The 16,700-nt window shown below is 70.1% G+C and carries 13 protein-coding genes and 2 pseudogenes; 9 read left to right on the plus strand and 6 right to left on the minus strand.

Annotation, left to right across the window (positions count from 1 at the left end; translation table 11 throughout):
• Together ACFWX1_RS37115 and ACFWX1_RS37120 are read right to left on the minus strand one after the other, a co-directional pair.
• Positions 1-248: SPFH domain-containing protein (locus ACFWX1_RS37115; RefSeq protein WP_378394496.1), on the minus strand; the 248-nt coding region annotated here is incomplete at its 3' end.
• Between the two features lie 100 nt (positions 249-348).
• Entirely contained in the window at positions 349-1,536 is a 1,188-nt protein-coding gene (locus ACFWX1_RS37120) for a cytochrome P450 (RefSeq protein WP_378394497.1), read from the minus strand.
• Between the two features lie 197 nt (positions 1,537-1,733).
• On the opposite strand from ACFWX1_RS37120, the gene ACFWX1_RS37125 reads away from it, so the two are divergent.
• Complete coding sequence (locus tag ACFWX1_RS37125) at positions 1,734-2,465, plus strand: helix-turn-helix domain-containing protein (protein WP_378394498.1); 732 nt, start codon at positions 1,734-1,736, stop codon at positions 2,463-2,465.
• Here ACFWX1_RS37125 and ACFWX1_RS37130 read toward each other — a convergent pair.
• The gene (locus ACFWX1_RS37130; RefSeq protein WP_378394499.1) at positions 2,440-3,195 is read right to left on the minus strand and encodes an SDR family NAD(P)-dependent oxidoreductase; all 756 of its coding nucleotides are present in this window, start codon (positions 3,193-3,195) and stop codon (positions 2,440-2,442) included. The genes ACFWX1_RS37125 and ACFWX1_RS37130 overlap by 26 nt on opposite strands.
• 85 nt (positions 3,196-3,280) lie before the next feature.
• Complete coding sequence (locus ACFWX1_RS37135) at positions 3,281-4,261, minus strand: NADPH:quinone reductase (protein ID WP_378394500.1); 981 nt, start codon at positions 4,259-4,261, stop codon at positions 3,281-3,283.
• 163 nt (positions 4,262-4,424) lie between these two features.
• On the opposite strand from ACFWX1_RS37135, the gene ACFWX1_RS37140 reads away from it, so the two are divergent.
• Entirely contained in the window at positions 4,425-5,672 is a 1,248-nt protein-coding gene (locus ACFWX1_RS37140; RefSeq protein WP_378394501.1) for a PucR family transcriptional regulator, read from the plus strand.
• Positions 5,673-5,735: 63 nt separating this feature from the next.
• On the opposite strand, the gene ACFWX1_RS37145 is transcribed toward ACFWX1_RS37140, so the two are convergent.
• The gene (locus ACFWX1_RS37145; protein WP_378394502.1) at positions 5,736-6,749 is read right to left on the minus strand and encodes a S1 family peptidase; all 1,014 of its coding nucleotides are present in this window, start codon (positions 6,747-6,749) and stop codon (positions 5,736-5,738) included.
• Between the two features lie 425 nt (positions 6,750-7,174).
• Here ACFWX1_RS37145 and ACFWX1_RS37150 point away from each other — a divergent pair, with 425 nt between their 5' ends.
• The 6 genes and pseudogenes from ACFWX1_RS37150 to ACFWX1_RS37175 all read left to right on the plus strand — a co-directional run bounded on the left by ACFWX1_RS37150 (position 7,175) and on the right by ACFWX1_RS37175 (position 13,402).
• Entirely contained in the window at positions 7,175-9,370 is a 2,196-nt protein-coding gene (locus tag ACFWX1_RS37150; RefSeq protein WP_378394503.1) for a germacradienol/geosmin synthase, read from the plus strand.
• 72 nt (positions 9,371-9,442) lie between these two features.
• Entirely contained in the window at positions 9,443-10,234 is a 792-nt protein-coding gene (locus ACFWX1_RS37155) for an MBL fold metallo-hydrolase (RefSeq protein WP_378394504.1), read from the plus strand.
• 71 nt (positions 10,235-10,305) lie between these two features.
• Positions 10,306-10,674 (plus strand): annotated as a pseudogene (locus ACFWX1_RS37160) (DedA family protein); the annotation flags it as partial.
• Positions 10,675-10,809: 135 nt separating this feature from the next.
• Positions 10,810-12,954 carry a phage holin family protein gene (locus ACFWX1_RS37165; protein WP_378394536.1) on the plus strand — a complete coding sequence of 715 codons (2,145 nt, stop codon included), beginning with the start codon at positions 10,810-10,812 and terminating at the stop codon, positions 12,952-12,954.
• Positions 12,951-13,193: a glutaredoxin family protein gene (locus tag ACFWX1_RS37170; protein ID WP_378394505.1), complete on the plus strand. Its 243-nt coding sequence runs from the start codon at positions 12,951-12,953 to the stop codon at positions 13,191-13,193. The genes ACFWX1_RS37165 and ACFWX1_RS37170 overlap by 4 nt, the downstream gene beginning before the upstream one ends.
• Positions 13,190-13,402: a ferrous iron transport protein A gene (locus ACFWX1_RS37175; RefSeq protein WP_378394506.1), complete on the plus strand. Its 213-nt coding sequence runs from the start codon at positions 13,190-13,192 to the stop codon at positions 13,400-13,402. Before ACFWX1_RS37170 ends, ACFWX1_RS37175 begins: the two co-directional genes overlap by 4 nt.
• Before the next feature lie 80 nt (positions 13,403-13,482).
• Here ACFWX1_RS37175 and ACFWX1_RS37180 read toward each other — a convergent pair.
• Positions 13,483-14,253, minus strand: a pseudogene (locus ACFWX1_RS37180) (TetR/AcrR family transcriptional regulator); the annotation flags it as partial.
• 72 nt (positions 14,254-14,325) lie between these two features.
• On the opposite strand from ACFWX1_RS37180, the gene ACFWX1_RS37185 reads away from it, so the two are divergent.
• Positions 14,326-16,593 carry an ATP-binding cassette domain-containing protein gene (locus ACFWX1_RS37185; RefSeq protein ID WP_378394507.1) on the plus strand — a complete coding sequence of 756 codons (2,268 nt, stop codon included), beginning with the start codon at positions 14,326-14,328 and terminating at the stop codon, positions 16,591-16,593.
• Positions 16,594-16,700: the final 107 nt, after the last annotated feature.

A 16,700-nucleotide genomic window follows, 5' to 3' on the forward strand; every position in this document is an offset into this window, starting at 1 on the left:
CAGCCCTTGAGCGTGGACAGGATCGGCATGTTCTGCGTCTGCAGCGTGTACATGCCCGGCGGATAGGCGTCGGCGACCTGGCCCTCGTTGACGAAGACGGCCGCCTGCGACTCGCGCACGGTGAGCTTGGCGCCCATCTTGATTTCGTTCTCGTACCGGGGAAACCGCCAGACGATCGTGTCGCGGCTGTCGTCGAGCCATTCGATGATGTCGATGAACTCGCCGCGGATCTTGTCCAGAATGCCCACTTACTCCCCCGCCTCCACGCTGCCGCTGCCCGATCGCCGCTGCTCGATCACTGTACTGGCGCGACCCTAACGCGGAGGCCGGATCGGCGGGAACGCTCGGTTACCCTGCCCACGTCACCGGCAGCTCGTGGACCCCGTAGATCAGCATGTTTGTCCGCAGCGGCACGTCTTCGGCCGGAACGGCCAGCCGCAGCCCGGGGAACCGGGCGAACAACGCGGGCAGCGCGACCTGCATTTCGACCCGCGCCAGCTGCTGGCCGAGGCACTGGTGGACCCCGTGCCCGAACGCGACGTGCCCGGCCGTGGCCCGGTGCGGGTCGAGTACGTCCGGATCGGGGAACCGTGCCGGATCGTGGTTGGCCGCCGGCACCGACACCGTGACGGCCTCGCCCGCCTTGACGAGCTGTCCGGCCAGCTCGACGTCCTCCAGCGCGACCCGGACAGTGCACGGGATGACGCTGAGGTAGCGCAGCAGTTCCTCGGTCATCGCGCCGGCGTCGCCGGCCACCGCCGGGATCAGCGCGGGGTTTTCGAGCAGGGCGAAGGCGCCGAGCGCGATCATGTTGGCGGTGGTGTCGAAGCCCGCGCCCAGCAGGACGAAGGCGATGTTGGTGAGTTCCTCGTCGGTGAGGTCGCTCTCGGCGAGGCCGCCGAGCAGGTCGTCGGCGGGCTCGGCGCGTTTGCCCCGCACCAGTTCCCGCAGGTAGTCCTGCATGGCGGTGTAGACGGCGAACCGCTCCTCCGGCGGCGCGTCGACCCGCATGAGCACCTGTGCCTCGTCCTGGAACCGCTCCCGGCCGGATTCGGGGACGCCGAGCAGCTCGCAGATCACGTGGCCGGGAATCGGCAACGCGAAGGCTCGCATGAGGTCGGCGGTGTCACCGGCGCGCTCCATCTCGTCCAGGCAGGCGGCGGTGATCTCCTCGACGCGCTCGGTCAGCAGGCGCATGCGGCGCACGGTGAACTGGCCGGTGAGCAGGCGGCGGTAGCGGGTGTGCTCGGGCGCGTCGGTCTGCGTGAAGATGCCGGGCGGGGCGGGCTGCCCCGTGCCACCGCCGGCGCCGGGGATCGGCGGGTGCAGGAGTTCGGCCCTGGCGCTGAACCGGGAATCGGCCAGTACCGCGCGGACCAGCTCGTGCGTGGTCGCCAGCCAGCCGACATGCCCGTCGGGATAGGCCATCCGGCTCAGCGGCTGGGTTTGACGCAGCTTCGCCAGTTCCGCGGGCGGGTCGAACGGACAGCCGGGCACGCGGGTCATGGGCAGGGGTTCGGCGGCGGACTCGATCATGGTGGGTTCCTCGGCACTCGTCAGGATTCCGGTACCTCGAACGCTAGATTGCGTTTCCTGAAACTTCAATTTGGCGGCTACGGTTTTCGGGTGTATTTCTGGATTTTTGCGCGAATCATTGCAATGATCCTGACGTCGAATGCAACGAGTCGCGCCGGAATTGCAATGACTGCCGGTGAACGCACGAGGAGGCGAACATGCCGGGAGGCCGCCTGACCGCCGAGGACCGGCAACGGATCGCGGCTGGGCTCACCGAAGGACTGGGGTACGCCGAAATCGCCCGGCGGCTCGGCAGGCCGACGTCGACCGTCAGCCGCGAGGTGGCCCGCAACGGCGGCGCCCGGGGATACCGGGCGGACTACGCCCAGCTGGCGACCGGACGGCGTGCGCGTCGCGGCGGGTTGTCCGCCTCCGCCCCGGCGTCCGCCGAAGCCCTCGAGGGCCGGGACGTCGCGGCGATCGACGAGTTCGAGCAGCAGTTCGCGGCGATGATGACGCAGTCGGGGTTCCCGCGGATGATGTCGCGGGTGTTCGTGTCGCTGTACCTGAGCGACACCGGCAGCCGGACCGCCGCCGAGCTCGCGCACCGGCTCGGCGTCAGCCCCGCGTCGATCTCGAAAGCCGTTGCCTACCTGGAAAAGCTGGCGTTGCTGACGCGGGTGCGGGATTCCCGGCGGCGCGAGCGGTACGTGGTCGACGGGGACGCCTGGTACCGCGCGTGGGCGGCGAGTTTCCGCTCGGTCGAGCGGTGGGCGCACGCCGCCCGGCGCGGCGCCGGGCTGCTCGGCACCGCCACCCCCGCCGGCGCCCGGCTCGACGAGATGGGCGAGGTCTTCGAGCACCTCGGGCACGAGATGACCGAGGCGGCCGGGCACTGGCGGCGGGTGGTCGCGGCGCGGCGGGTCAGTCCACCAGCGCCCCGCAGCTGATGTTGGCGGTGGCCGCGGTCATGCTGCGCGCCTTGTCGGAGGCGACGAACGCCGCGACGTTCCCGACGTCCGCCAGCGTCGCCGCGCGGCCGAGCATGGTCGCCTTCTCCAGGCTCTCGACGATTTCCCTTCCACCCGGCATGTCCGGCGGGACGACCTCCGGGATGCCGCCGGTCCGCAGAGTCACCGCGCGCACCCCGTACGGCCCGAGTTCGGCGGAGATCTGCCGCCGCATCGCTTCGAGCGCGGCGAATCCGACCTGGAGGCCGCCGACGTGGAACTCGCGCACCGGGTCGCCGTCCCCGCCGAACACCAGGATCACGCCGGACCGCTGCCGTTTCATGTGCCGTGCGGCCGCCCGCGCGGTGAGGAACGTCGTGCGTACGCCGGTTTCGACCGGCTGGAGGTAGTCGGACACGGACATCTCGGCCATCGGCGTGCCCTGGACGTCGCCGTGGGTGATGAGGTTGAAGGAGATGTCGAGGCTTCCCGCCTTCGCCACCACCGCGTCGGCGTGCGTGTCGACGGCGTGCTCGTCCAGCGCGTCGACCACGGCGGTCTCGGCCTTGCCGCCCGCGGCGCGGATGTCCTCGGCGACCTTGTCGAGTTTCGCCGCCGTCCGGCCGGTGAGGAACACCGTCGCTCCCTCGCGCGCGAACGCGCGTGCCACCGCGCCCCCGATCGCCCCGCCCGCGCCGTAGATCACCGCGTTCTTGCCGTCGAGCAGCATGCGCCACCTCCAGTTCGCGGCCCGCCCCTCGCGGGCCTTTCACCAGACGCGTCGAACGGGCGGCCCGGCGATCGACACAGGCCGCTCAGGTTTTCCTGGCGGCCTCGGTGAGCAGCACGATCCGGCGGCCGTGCAGTTCCCCGCGTTCCAACCGGCGATGCGCCGCGGCCAGTTCGCCGAGTGAGCCGAGTTCGACGATCCGCGGCCGCAGCCCGCCGCGCGCGAAATGCCGGTTGAGCGCGACGGCGGCTTCGGCCAGCTCCGCGGCGGTGGCGTTGGAAATGGCGAAGCCGATGACCGAGCGATCGTGGGTGTACAGCTCGCCCGCGGGCAGCACCGGCCTGCTCTGCGCCCCGGCGAGCAGCACGATCCGGCCACGGAAGGCCAGCATCTCGACCGCGGCGTCGAAATCGTTGGTCCCGGAGGTGTCGACATAGAGATCCGCGACCCCGCGCAGGCATCCGGGCAGCCGGGGATCGTGGTAGTCGTAGGCCTCGACCGCGCCGAGGCCGAGGCAGTACTCGAGATCCGCGCCCGACGCCGTCGCGATCACCTTCGCGCCCGCTTCGACGGCGAGTTCGACCAGCGCGCTGCCGACGTTGCCCGCCGCGCCCGCGACCACCACGGTCTCGCCCGCCCGCACCCGGCCGTGGGTGACCAGCGCCAGATAGGCGGTGGCGGCGGGATGGACGACGGCGACGGCGTCGACCGGATCGGTGTCCGGGGGCAGCGGGTACAGCCGGTCGGCGGGGACGACCACCCGCTCGGCGGCGGCGCCCTGGCGGCCGCCGTGGCCGAGGCTGTTGCACCACACCGGATCGCCGTCCGCGAAGCCCGGCGCGCCGGGACCGGCCTCGAGCACCCGGCCGACGAGATCGCGGCCCAGCACGAACGGGAACGTGACGGGAACGGGAACGAGCCCGGACCGGATGAACGTGTCGACGTGGTTGACCGTGGTCGTCAGCACCTCGACGAGAACGTCCGATGGACCCGGCCGCGGTTCGGGGAGCTCGCCGAACCGGATCTCGTCCGGCCCGCCCAGGTGCTCGACAAATCCGGCCAGCATGATCACGACCATACCGGCCGCTTCGTGCCGTGGCAGGGCCGCTCGGTGTGCACTGTGGACCGGGCGAAGCAACGCCCTTGCCCGGCAACGGGAAAACCCTTTACCGGCAAATCGCACCCGTACGGAGCAAGCACCCCGGCGCCGACGGTGGTAGACGGGTCTGGTGACCGACCACCACGAGCCGCTCGTCATCGGCGGCAAGGTGCTCCATCAGTGGCTCCACGCCGAACGCCGAAGACTGGCGCACCGGCTGGCCGACCGGATCGGCGACGAGATCGGCTCCCCGGACGGCTTTCCGGTGCGGGAACGGGAGACCATCGCCGAATCCGTCGAAGAAAACCTCCGTCTGATCGCCGAATCGCTCCGTGCTCGCACCACCCCCGGCCCGGCGGCGCTGACCGGGCCGCTCGCGTCCTCCGCCGCCCGCCGGGCGAACGAAGGAATTCCGCTGGACGCCGTGCTGTCCACCTGTCACACCAGCACGATGGTGGCCTGGCGCGAACTGGTCGCCGAGGCGACCGCCGAGGATCTGGCCGATGTCGTGGCCTGTACCGAACTCATGCTCGGCTGCCTGGCCTGCGCGAGCACCGCCGTCACGGCCACCTACCTGGAGGAACGGCACCAGCGGGACATCGACGAACAGCGCCGCAGGCACGCGCTGCTTTCGGCGCTGCTGCGCGGTGATTCCCCGGACGGCGCGGCGCGGCGGGCCGAAATCCCGCTGCCGAGCCGGTTCCTGGTGCTCTACCTGCGTTTCGGCCGGCACCCGGCCGAAGAACGGCCCGGTGCCGACGGAGCGATGGCCACCCAGCACAAGCTCCACCGGGCCACCACGGAACTCGCCCGCACCGCGGGGGATCCGGTGCTGTCGCTGCTCGACGCGTCCGGCGGAACCGTGCTGATCCCGGACAACACCGCCGAGCACAACTGGTCCGCCGACGAAATGCTGGTCACCCGGCTCGGCCAGGCGGTCGAAGTCGACGTCACGGCGGGCGGCGTGCTCGCCGGTCCCGCCGAGGTGCCCGGCGCGGCGGACCAGGCGCGGGACATCGTCGAGCTGGCCGAGGCGTTCGGCCGCGGCCACGGCTTCTACCGGCTGGCCGATCTCATGCTGGAGTACCAGCTGACCCGCCCGAGCCCGGCACGGGCCGAACTCGGCGGGCTGCTCGAACCGCTGGAGACGCACCGGGATCTGCTGGCGACACTGGAAACCTACGTCCGGCTCGGGCTCAACCGGCGGCGGACCGCGGCGCAGTTGCACGTCCACCCGAACACCGTCGACTACCGCGTCCGCCGCGCGGTCACGCTGACCGGGCTCGACCCGGCCGACCCGGCCCAGTTGCAGCACATCGGTGCGGCGCTGATCATCCGGCGCCTGCCCGGGGACGTCCAAACAGGACACAAGCCGTGAAGGCCTCCTTACCGGCGTTGAGCGCTGGTAAGGAGGCCTTCACGGACGAGCGAACCGCGGGGATCAGGCCAGGGTCAAGCCGTAGGCCTGCAGCTCCAGGGTGAGCGGGTAGAAGTAGCTGGTCTGGGTGTCGCCGCCGGACAGCGTCCCGAGGCCCTTCTCGCCGTCGTAGGCCGGGCCACCCGAGTCACCGTGGTCGGTGTGCGCGGTGGTGCCGAACTCGTGGTTGAGCACGCCGACGTCGAAGTTCACCGACTGGTCGACCGAGGTGACCTCGCCGGTGCCGCCACCGGTCGTGGAGCCCTGCTTCGAGATTTTCTCGCCGACGGTCGGCGCCGCGGCGCTGGTGATCTTCTGGCCGGTGTTGACCTCACCGGGGCCGGTGCCGTTCGGCCGGGTCAGGTAGCCGGAGTCGGCGCCGGGGCAGTCGCTCTTGACGACCTTGGCGCCGCTGACGTCGCCGCCCGCCCAGGTGCCGCCGAGGTTGGTGCAGTGCCCGGCGGTGAGCAGGTACGGAGTGCTGCCCTTCTTGACGTTGAAGCCGAGCGAGCAGCGGCCCTGCTCGTTCTTGATGGCGTCGCCGTCCTTGATGTGCAGTTCGAGCTTGCCGGTCTTGTGCTCGACACGGACGGCGTCGCCGTGCTTGGCCGCCGCCGCGGTCACAGTGTCCGAAGTGGACTTCGTGGCCGCGGAGTAGATCGTCACGACGACCTGGTTCGTCTTGGTGTCGATGCCCCACGTGGTCTGCGGGACGTGGCGAACGGTGTCCAGCGATTCCTTGACACCGGTCAGCGCGGCGAAGCTGTGCGCGACCTTCTTGGCCGTCAGGCCCGCGGCCTGGACCTTCTGGGCCGCGGCGTCGTCGAGGACGTTGACGACGGCCTTGCCGTTGTCGAGGTACATCCCGCCGGACGCGGCGCCGAGGCTGTCCGCGACCTGCGAGGCCTGGGTGATCGCGGCCTCCTGGATCTGGGCGAAGGCGAGCGGGCTCGCGGTCGCCGCGGAGGAGCACACACCGGTGGTGAGCGCCGCGGCGGATAGGACGGTGAACACGGCGAGATTCTTCCGGAGAGCCATGAAAAACTTTCCTCCAGTTGTGCCGGGTCGAAGCCTGCGCGGCCGGGGCCGCGCACCATGGGGACACGCCCACCTTTGTTTCTCGGCAACCAACGCACTACCGACGATCGTTGGTTAATAACCAAGCTATCCGGACAAAAGCGGTCAAAACGCGGCATTCGGCGCACCGATTCTGCCCCGAACGGCGCCAAGGACGGCTCCTGACACGGCCCGTGGCCGACGCCCGGCAGGGGTGAGCGCCTCGTGCGACTTGTGGGTCACGCGAGGCTGACGCACTGGTCAACGGCGCTGGTCCGGGCGAGGGACCCGGCTCTCTCGATCGTGTGCAACACCGTCGCGGACCCTGGCGGGACGGCGCGCCGTTTGGTTGCCTCAGCGGGTCGGGATCGTCGTGTCGCAGAACGCCGGAAGGCCAGGTACCCCGCGTGCAGCCGTTCGTACTGCCCGAGTTCTACATGCCCTATCCCGCCAGGCTGAACCCGCATCTGGAGGAGGCCCGCGAGCACAGCAAGGCGTGGGCGTACGGCATGGACATGATCGACGTGCCGCAGCACGGCACGGTGATCTGGGACGAGCACGACCTCGACTCGCACGACTACGCGCTGCTCTGCTCGTACACGCATCCGGACGCGGGCGCCGAAGAACTCGACCTGATCACCGACTGGTACGTCTGGGTCTTCTATTTCGACGACCATTTCGTCGAGCTGTACAAACGGACCGGCGACATCGCCGGTGCCCGCGCGTACCTCGACCGGCTCGCCGAATTCATGCCGGTCACCGGGGAAATCACCGCGAAACCGGAGAATCCGGTGGAACGCGGGCTCGCCGATCTGTGGAGCCGCACCGTGCCCGCCCGGTCCGAGGGCTGGCGCCGCCGGTTCGCCGAGAGCACCAGGAACCTGCTCGAAGAATCGCTGTGGGAACTGGCCAACATCACCGAGGGCCGGATCGCCAACCCGATCGAGTACATCGAAATGCGCCGTAAGGTCGGCGGCGCGCCATGGTCGGCGAACCTGGTCGAACATTCGGTGGACGCCGAGGTGCCCGGCGCGATCGCCGCGAGCAGGCCGATGCACGTCCTGCGCGACTGCTTCGCCGACAGCGTCCACCTGCGCAACGACCTCTTCTCCTACCAGCGCGAGGTCACCGACGAGGGTGAGCTGTCCAATGGCGTCCTCGTGCTGGAGAAGTTCCTCGGACTCGGTACGCAGGAGGCCGCCGAGGCGGTCAACGACCTGATCACCTCGCGGCTGCACCAGTTCGAGCACACCGCGCTCACCGAGGTGCCCGCGCTGTTCGCGGAACACGGCATCGACCCGGCGGCGCAGGCGGCGACCGCCGCGTACGTCAAGGGCCTGCAGGACTGGCAGGCGGGCGGGCACGAATGGCATCTGCGGTCGAGCCGGTACATGAACGAAGGGGCGTTGAAGACGCGTGGCGGCCCCGAACTGCTGAACGGGCCAGCCGGGCTCGGCACGTCGGCCGCACGGATCTTCTCGTCGGTCGTCGAGACGGCGCCGCAGCGCCTGCGCGGCTATCAGCACGTACCGCACCAGACCGTCGGCACGCGCCCGCGCCCGTCGGTACGGATGCCGTTCCCGCTCACGTTGAACCCGCACCTCGACGTCGCGCGGAAGAACGTGGCCGAGTGGGCCCAGCGCATGGGTCTTCTCGACGACGTGGTCTGGGACCGGCGGAAGCTCGAAGCGGTCGACGCCGCCCTGTGCGCCGCCGGGGTGCACCCGGACGCGACGCCCGAACAGCTCGACGTCACCACCGGCTGGATGACCTGGGGCACCTACGCCGACGACTACTACCCCCGGATGTTCGGCCGCACGGGTGACCTCGCCGCCGCGAAGGCATGCCACGAGCGGCTCACGCGGTTCATGCCGACCGAGTGCGAGCCCATGCCCGAACCGCTCACACCGATGGAACGCGGGCTGGCCGACCTCTGGGAACGCACCGCGAAGCCACTTTCGGTCCGTACCCGGCGCGCGCTTCGTCACGCCGTCGAGGACATGCTCGAAAGCTGGTTGTGGGAACTGGGGAACCAGGTCCAGCACCGGATCCCCGATCCAGTCGACTACGTGGAGATGCGGCGCCGGACGTTCGGAGCGGAGCTGACGATGTTGCTGGCGCGTCTCACCGCGGACCCGATCCCGCCGGAGTTGCACCGGACCCGCCCGCTCCAAGCGATCGAGCACTCGAGCGCGGACTACGTCGGGCTGCTCAACGACGTCATCTCCTACCAGAAGGAGATCCAGTTCGAGGGGGAAGTGCACAACGCGGTGCTGACCGTGGAGAACTTCCTGGAGACCCCACGCGACCGCGCCTTCGACGTGGTCACCGACCTGATCGACGCCCGGATGCGGGAGTTCGAGCACGCGGCGTCGGTCGAACTGCCCGCGCTGCTGGACAGCTACGACTTCGGCACCGAGACCCGCCGAGCCGTCAACGCCTACGTGGACAGGCTCAAGCACTACCTGGCCGGATGTCACCACTGGCACATGACGGTGGCGCGCTACGACGAGGCCGAGGCACGCCGCCCGGTCGGCACGTCCGCCCTGCTCGGCGGCCCGACGGGAATCGGGACGAGCGCACTGCACCTCGCCGCGCGCTGACGCGGGCGCGCGGAGTGTGGAAGTCCACACTCCGCCGGGCATTCCCCGAGCTCACCGGCGATACTCGACGACGTGAGCGGCTTCAACCTGCGTTTCCTCGGCCATTCGACGGTCCGGCTCGAACTCGGCGGCCGCGTCGTGCTCACCGATCCCGTGCTGACCTCGCGGATCGGCGCGCTGACCAGGGTGGTGCCGGCGCCGGATCCGCGTTACTGGGCGGACGCGGACCTGGTGCTGATCTCGCATCTGCACGGCGATCACCTGCACCTGCCCTCGCTGCGGCTGATCGGCGCGAGCACCCGGATCGTCGTCCCCCGCGGGTCGGGATCCTGGCTGGCCAAGCGCGGCTTCCGCCACGTCGAGGAGATCGCCGAGGGCGAGACGATCACCGACGGTGACCTCCGCATCACGGCCACCCGGGCGGTCCACTCGGGACACCGATGGGGCCCCCGGCTGACCCACGGCCCGCAGAGTGCCGCGGTCGGGCATCTGGTCACCGACGGCGCGACCACGGTGTATTCCGCCGGGGACACCGACCTCTTCGACGAAATGGCCGGCCTCGGTCCCGTCGACGTCGCGCTGCTGCCGGTCTGGGGCTGGGGGCCGAACCTCGGCCCAGGTCACCTCGACCCGGAACGCGCCGCCGTCGCGGCCGGGCTGCTCCGCGCGCGCATCGCGGTCCCAGTGCACTGGGGCACGCTGGCCGTCCGCGGGCTGAGCCGCACGGCCCGGATGCGCCGGCTGCTGATCGACCCGCCGCGCCGGTTCGCCGCCGCGGTCGCCGCCGCCGGGCATCCTTGCGATGTGCTGCTCACCGAACCCGGCGAGAACGTCGCCCTGCCCGCCACCACGGATCTGGCGTGAACTGGTCCGACCCGTCGGCGATCGGGTACCCCGCGCTCTTCGGCGGCGTCCTGCTCGGCTCGATCATCCCGGTGGTCCCGACCGGTGCCGTCGTCGGCGCGGCCGCGGCCGTCGCGACCACCACCGACCACCTGTCCCTGCCGGTCGTGATCGTCCTCGCCGTTTTGGGTGCGTACATCGGGGACGTGGTGACGTTCGCCGTGCCGAAGTTCGGCAGCGAGGCCGCGGTCCGCTGGATCGCGCGGCGCCAGCAGGCCGACCGGCTGGCCAAGGCCCGCGACCAGTTCGCGCGGCGCGGCTGGCAGCTGGTGATCATCGGACGGCTGGTGCCCGCCGGGCGGATCCCGGTCCTGCTCGCCGCCGGCGCGCTGAACTACCCGTGGCGGCGGCTGGCGCCCGCCGCGCTCGGCGCCTGTGTGCTGTGGGCCGTCGCGTACAGCCTGCTGGGCATCCTCAGCGGGGGCATCTTCGACTCGCCGTTGATCGCCACCCTGCTGGCGACGGTCCTGGTCCTGCTGGTCACCGTGCTGACGAACGTGATCGGCAGGCTGGTCAAGAAGAAGCGGGAGGCGACAGTGGCAGCCGCGGAATCCGGGCAGGAGAAGGGCCGTCTGCTACGCGGCGGCCGGACCGTCGCCCGCGTCCTGGTGATCTGGATCGTGGTCAGCGGCGCGCTGCACCTGCTCGACGTCTGGCTCGACGGGTTCGCGATGCCGCACTGGTGGCAGCGGCTGGTCTGCGCGTTCCTGCTCGGCGTGCTGGCGTCGGTCGTCTGGCCGCTGATCATGCGGATCGCGATGCCCATCGCGTTCTTCACCCTCGGCGTCGGCAGCTTCCTGGTGCTCGGGGCGGGCGCGCTCGCGGTGTTCGAGGCCGTGCCCGGCGTCCGGATCGACGGCTTCGGCACCGCGGTGCTGGTCGTCGTCGCGATGGCGGTGGTCAGCGTGGCGCTGTCCAGTTTGCTGGCGATCGACCAGGACGAGGTCTTCTTCCGCCGCGCTGCCCGGCGGCGGCAACGACACAGCCGTGGCCACGACGCGGAACTGCCGCCGGGTGTGGTGTTCCTGCAGATCGACGGCCTCGGGTACGACATCGCGCGCCGCGCGATCCGCGACGGCGACATGCCGACGCTGGCCGCGTGGCTCAACGAGGGCAGCCATTCGCTGACCCGCTGGCACACCGACTGGAGTTCGCAGACCGGCGCGAGCGTCTGCGGGATCCTGCACGGGTCCAACCACGACATCCTCGGTTTCCGGTGGTACGAAAAGGATCGCGACCACGTCATGGCGTGCGCGCACCCGAGCGACGCCGCCGAGATCGAGCGGCGGCATTCCGACGGCGGCGGGCTGCTGTCGGTGGACGGCGCGAGCCACGGCAACCTGTTCAGCGGCGACGCCGAGCACGTGAGTCTCACGATGAGTTCCGTGCCGGTGCTCGTGCCGAAGAAACTGCGGCACCGCAGGCACCATCGCGTCGGCGACGGGTACTACGCCTACTTCGCGAACCCGGTGAACGCGGTACGCACGTTCATCATCGCGCTGGTCGACGTCGGCAGGGAGCTGATCGCCTCGACACGCCAGCGCCGCGCCGGTGTGCTGCCGCGAGTCCCGCGTGGCGGGCTGTATCCGTTGGCACGTCCGGGAACGACGGTGATCTCCCGCGACGTCGTGGTGTCCGCGATCCTCGGCGATATGCTCGACGGCCGGTCTGTCGTCTACGCCGATTTCCTCGGCTACGACGAGGTCGCACACCACTCCGGCATCGAACGCTTCGACACCCTCGCCGTGCTGCGCTCGATCGACCAGCAGATCGCCCGGCTGCACCGCGCGAGCAGGATCGCGCCGCGGCGATACCACCTCGTTGTGCTCTCCGATCACGGCCAGACCCAGGGAAACGCCTTCTCCCAACGGTTCGGCGAAAGCATCCAGGAATACATCGGCAGGCTCTGCGGCGGGACGTCGCCGGTCGCGCCCGGGAAACGACGTCAGGCGGAGAGCTGGCAGATGAACGCCGGGCTCGCCGAGGCGGCCGCGGGCGGCGGCCTGATCGCGCGGCGGCTGCGGGCCAGGGTGGAGGACGCCGAATGCGCGGACGACCGGCCGCGTACCGCCGGCGGCGCGCCCGGCGAGGTCACCCGCGTCGCGCCCGGGGTCGTCGCGGTGGTGTCCGGGCACCTCGCGATGGTGTCGTTCACCGAGCACGAAGGGCGCGTGGACTTCGAGACCATCGAGCGCGAGTTCCCCGAACTGGTGCCCACGCTCGTCGATCACCCCGGCGTCGGCTTCATCCTGGTCCGCAGCCGGGAATTCGGCCCGGTGGTGCTCGGCCGCGACGGGCTGCACCGCCTCGCGACCGGCGTCGTGATCGGCGAAGATCCGTTGCTGCCTTACGGCCCGCACGCGGCGGAGCTGATCCGCCGCGTCGACACCTTCCCGCACTGCGCGGACATCATGATCAACAGCCGGTACGACGCGGATTCCGACCAGGCCTCGCCGTTCGAGACGCACGTCGGCTCGCACGGCGGGCTCGGCGGTCCGCAGCAGCACGGGTTCATCGCGTTCCCGAAGGAGTTCCCCGCGCCCGGCGAGCCGGTGGGCGCCGAAGCGGTGCACCGCGTGTTCCGCGACTGGCTGACCTTCCTCGGCCACCCCGAACCGGGTTCGGGCAAGCTGGAGGAACCGGAAGAGATCCACGCCGAACGCTCGGAGGTCCGTTCTTGACTACGAAGCTCACCGTCTACGGCGCGAGCTGGTGCCCCGACGTCAAGCGCAGCCGCGCGCTGCTCGACGGCACCGGCGTCGAGTACGACTACATCGACGTCGAAGCGGACGCCGCCGCCGAAGCGCGCGTACGTGAGCTGCAGGACGGCGCGCGGCGGATCCCGACGATCGTCTGGCCGGACGGCACGCATCTGGTCGAGCCGTCGGACGACGAGCTGACCGCGCATCTGAACCGGTGAGCGGTCTGCCGGACGTGCCGCTGGGCACCCGCGTCGTCGTGCGCTACCGGATCGAGGGCGGGTTCACCGACGCGCTCGGCACGTTGCTGGCCCGCGACGCCACGACGTGCACGGTGGAGACGAAACGCGGCGCTGTCGTCGTCCCGCTCGACGCCGTCGTCGCGGCGAAGCCGGTGCCACCACCTCCGCAACGCCGCCGGAGGAGCTGAAGGGGACTTTCCTCTCGTAAGACGCGCTGAAGGGGACTGTACGCGCAACGCAAGCGAAGAAAGTGCCCATAAGCGCACGACGCGATCGCGGCCTCGACGCCGTCGAACAGGATCTGGAGCCCGGACTCGAACGTCAACCGTGCTTCCCGCTCCAGATAAGGCGTGCAGTCGTCCGGGTCGGGCTCCATGCCACCCAGCTTCGTCACCATGGGGAACCGCTCGGCCAGATCCGGCGCGAGTTCGGTGAGCATCCCGGACCGCGTGTACCACCACTCCTCTTCGGAGATGCCGATCTCCCGCGCGGCGAGCCGGGCCTCCGCCGCGATCTGTGCCGACCCGCGCACGAGGCTGAATACCGAACCGAGCACCCACCGGACCCGGTGGGCGGGCAGGCCGGTCGCGAACAGGATGCGCAGCACCGTCTCCTGCAGCGCGAACTCCCCCGGCCCGAGCACCGGGCGGGCGTACGAGATCTGCAACTGCCACGGATGCCGCAGGTAGAACGCCCACAGATCCTCGGCGAACGCGGTCGCGGCGGCACGCCAGCCCGCATCGAGGTCGTACTCGCCCGCCAGCTCGGCCAGCGCGCGGTCGACCATGAGGTCGAGCAGTTCGGCCTTGCCGGGCACATACGTGTAGAGCGCCATCGCCGTCCGGCCGAGCCGGTCGCCGACCGCACGCATCGACAGCGCCGCCATCCCGTCCGCGTCCGCGATGGCGATGGCTGCGTCGACGATCTCGTCCACGCTGAGCGCGGGCTTCGGACCACTTTTGACCTGCGAAGACGCGCCATCGCGCCAGAGCAGGGCCATCGAGCGGCGGGCGTCGCCCTGCGCCGCGAAGACAACCACCTTGCAACTCCTTACAGCATAAAGTAACGTGGCCCGGCCAACTCCTTACAGCATAAATTATCAGGGGGATTCATGCCGGGGCCCGAGGCTGCCGACAGTCACGACGTCATCGAGGTTCGAGGGGCGAGGGAAAACAACCTGACCGGGATCTCGCTCGACATCCCGAAGCGCAGGCTCACCGTGTTCACCGGGGTGTCGGGCTCCGGGAAGTCGTCGCTGGTGTTCGGCACGATCGCCGCCGAATCACAGCGCATGATCAACGAGACCTACACCGCGTTCCTCCAGTCGTTCATGCCGCGCATCGGCCGCCCGGAGGTCGACGCGCTGCGCAATCTGAGCGCGGCGATCGTGGTCGACCAGGAACGGATGGGCGCCAACGCGCGGTCGACGGTCGGCACCGCGACCGACGCGCACACGCTGCTCCGGATCGCGTTCAGCAGGCTCGGCACGCCGTACGCCGGCACCTCGGGCGCGTTCAGCTTCAACCTCGCCGAGGGTATGTGCCCGGACTGCGAGGGCATCGGGCGAGTGTCCGATTTGGACGTCGACGAGCTGGTGGACGTCGAGCTTTCGTTGCGGGAGGGCGCGATCACCGTGCCCGGCTTCACGCCGGACAGCTGGTACGTGCAGGTCTACCTCCAGTCCGGGTTCTTCGATCCGGACGCCAAGCTCAAGGACTTCAGCCCGGACCAGTGGGACGCCTTGCTGTACAAGGAGAACACCAAGGTCAAGGTCGGCACCGCGAACCTCACCTACGAGGGTCTCGCGGTGAAGGTCAAGCGCCTCTACCTGAGCAAGGACAAGGACACCCTGCAACCGCGTCTCCGGTCGTTCTTCGAGCGGGCGGTGGCGGTCACGACGTGCAAGGCCTGCCAGGGCGCCCGGCTCAACCAGAAGGCATTGGCGTCGAAGGTGGGCGGGAAGAACATCGCCGAATGCGCGGCCATGCAGATCAGCGATCTGGCCGGATTCCTCCGCGGTCTCGACGAACCGTCGGCCGCGCCGCTGCTGGAGGGCCTGCTGGAGACCCTCGATTCGCTGATCGGGATCGGACTCGGTTACCTCAGCCTCGACCGCGAATCCGGGACGCTGTCCGGTGGCGAGGCGCAGCGCGTGAAGATGGTGCGCCATCTCGGATCCAGCCTCACCGACATCACCTACGTCTTCGACGAACCGACCGTCGGGCTGCACCCGCACGACATCGAGCGCATGAACAACCTGCTGCTCCGCTTGCGGGACAAGGGAAACACCGTCCTGGTGGTGGAGCACAAACCGGAGACGATCGCGATCGCCGACCACGTCGTCGACCTCGGGCCGGGGGCTGGCTCGGCGGGCGGCGAGCTGTGCTACACCGGCGACGTCGCCGGGCTGCGCGCGTCGGGCACACTCACCGGGCGCCACCTCGACCACCGTGCGAAGCTGCGGGACGTCTTCCGCGAGCCGACCGGCCGGATCTCCATCACCGGCGCGACGCTGCACAACCTCCAGGACGTCAGCGTCGACATCCCGCTCGGCGTGCTGACCGTGGTCACCGGCGTCGCGGGCTCGGGCAAGAGTTCGCTGATCCACGGGTCGCTGGCGAAACGCGAGGGCGTCGTGGTGGTCGACCAGTCGGCGATCCGCGGTTCGCGGCGCAGCAATCCGGCGACCTACACCGGGCTGCTCGACCACATCCGCACCGCGTTCGCCAAGGCCAACGGCGTCAAGGCGGCGTTGTTCAGTGCGAATTCCGAAGGCGCGTGCCCGAAGTGCAAGGGCCTCGGCGTGGTGTACACCGACCTCGCGATGATGGCGGGCGTCACCAGCACCTGCGAGGAATGCGCGGGAAAGCGCTTCACGCCCGCGGTGCTGGAACACAAGCTGCGCGGCAAGGACATCAGCGAGGTGCTCGCCATGTCGGTGGCGGAGGCCCGCGAGTTCTTCGGCACCGGTGGCGCCAGGACGGTCCTCGACCGGCTCGGCGACGTCGGGCTGGGCTACCTGAGCCTCGGCCAGCCGCTCACGACGTTGTCCGGCGGCGAACGGCAACGGCTGAAGCTCGCGATCCGGATGGCGGAGAAGGGCTCGACGTACATCCTCGACGAGCCGACCACCGGTCTGCACCTCGCCGACGTCGACCAGTTGCTCGGCCTGCTCGACCGACTGGTGGACGGCGGGAACACGGTGGTCGTCATCGAGCATCACCAGGCCGTGATGGCCCACGCGGACTGGATCGTCGACCTCGGCCCCGGTGCCGGCCACGACGGCGGCCGCGTCGTCTTCACCGGTACTCCGGCGGAGCTGGTGAAGAACGCCGACACCCTGACCGCCCGCCACCTGCGTACCTATCTGGGCCACTGACCAAAGGTCTCTGAATGGGCGCCGGGGGGGTGTGGTTGTGGGGGGATGGGGGGGGGAGATGTGAGAAACGGGGGCGGGGTGGTGTGGGGGGCGGGGGGTTTTTGTAA

Origin of the sequence: Amycolatopsis sp. NPDC059021 (genome assembly GCF_042739895.1) — a bacterium.
Classification (GTDB): domain Bacteria; phylum Actinomycetota; class Actinomycetes; order Mycobacteriales; family Pseudonocardiaceae; genus Amycolatopsis.

Coding starts and splice junctions, on each gene's coding strand:
- ACFWX1_RS37145 (WP_378394502.1), bottom strand. CDS start 6,749: ATGGCTCTCCGGAAGAATCTCGCCGTGTTCACCGTCCTATCCGCCGCG.
- ACFWX1_RS37125 (WP_378394498.1), top strand. CDS start 1,734: ATGCCGGGAGGCCGCCTGACCGCCGAGGACCGGCAACGGATCGCGGCT.
- ACFWX1_RS37185 (WP_378394507.1), top strand. CDS start 14,326: ATGCCGGGGCCCGAGGCTGCCGACAGTCACGACGTCATCGAGGTTCGA.
- ACFWX1_RS37120 (WP_378394497.1), bottom strand. CDS start 1,536: ATGATCGAGTCCGCCGCCGAACCCCTGCCCATGACCCGCGTGCCCGGC.
- ACFWX1_RS37130 (WP_378394499.1), bottom strand. CDS start 3,195: ATGCTGCTCGACGGCAAGAACGCGGTGATCTACGGCGCGGGCGGGGCG.
- ACFWX1_RS37135 (WP_378394500.1), bottom strand. CDS start 4,261: ATGCTGGCCGGATTTGTCGAGCACCTGGGCGGGCCGGACGAGATCCGG.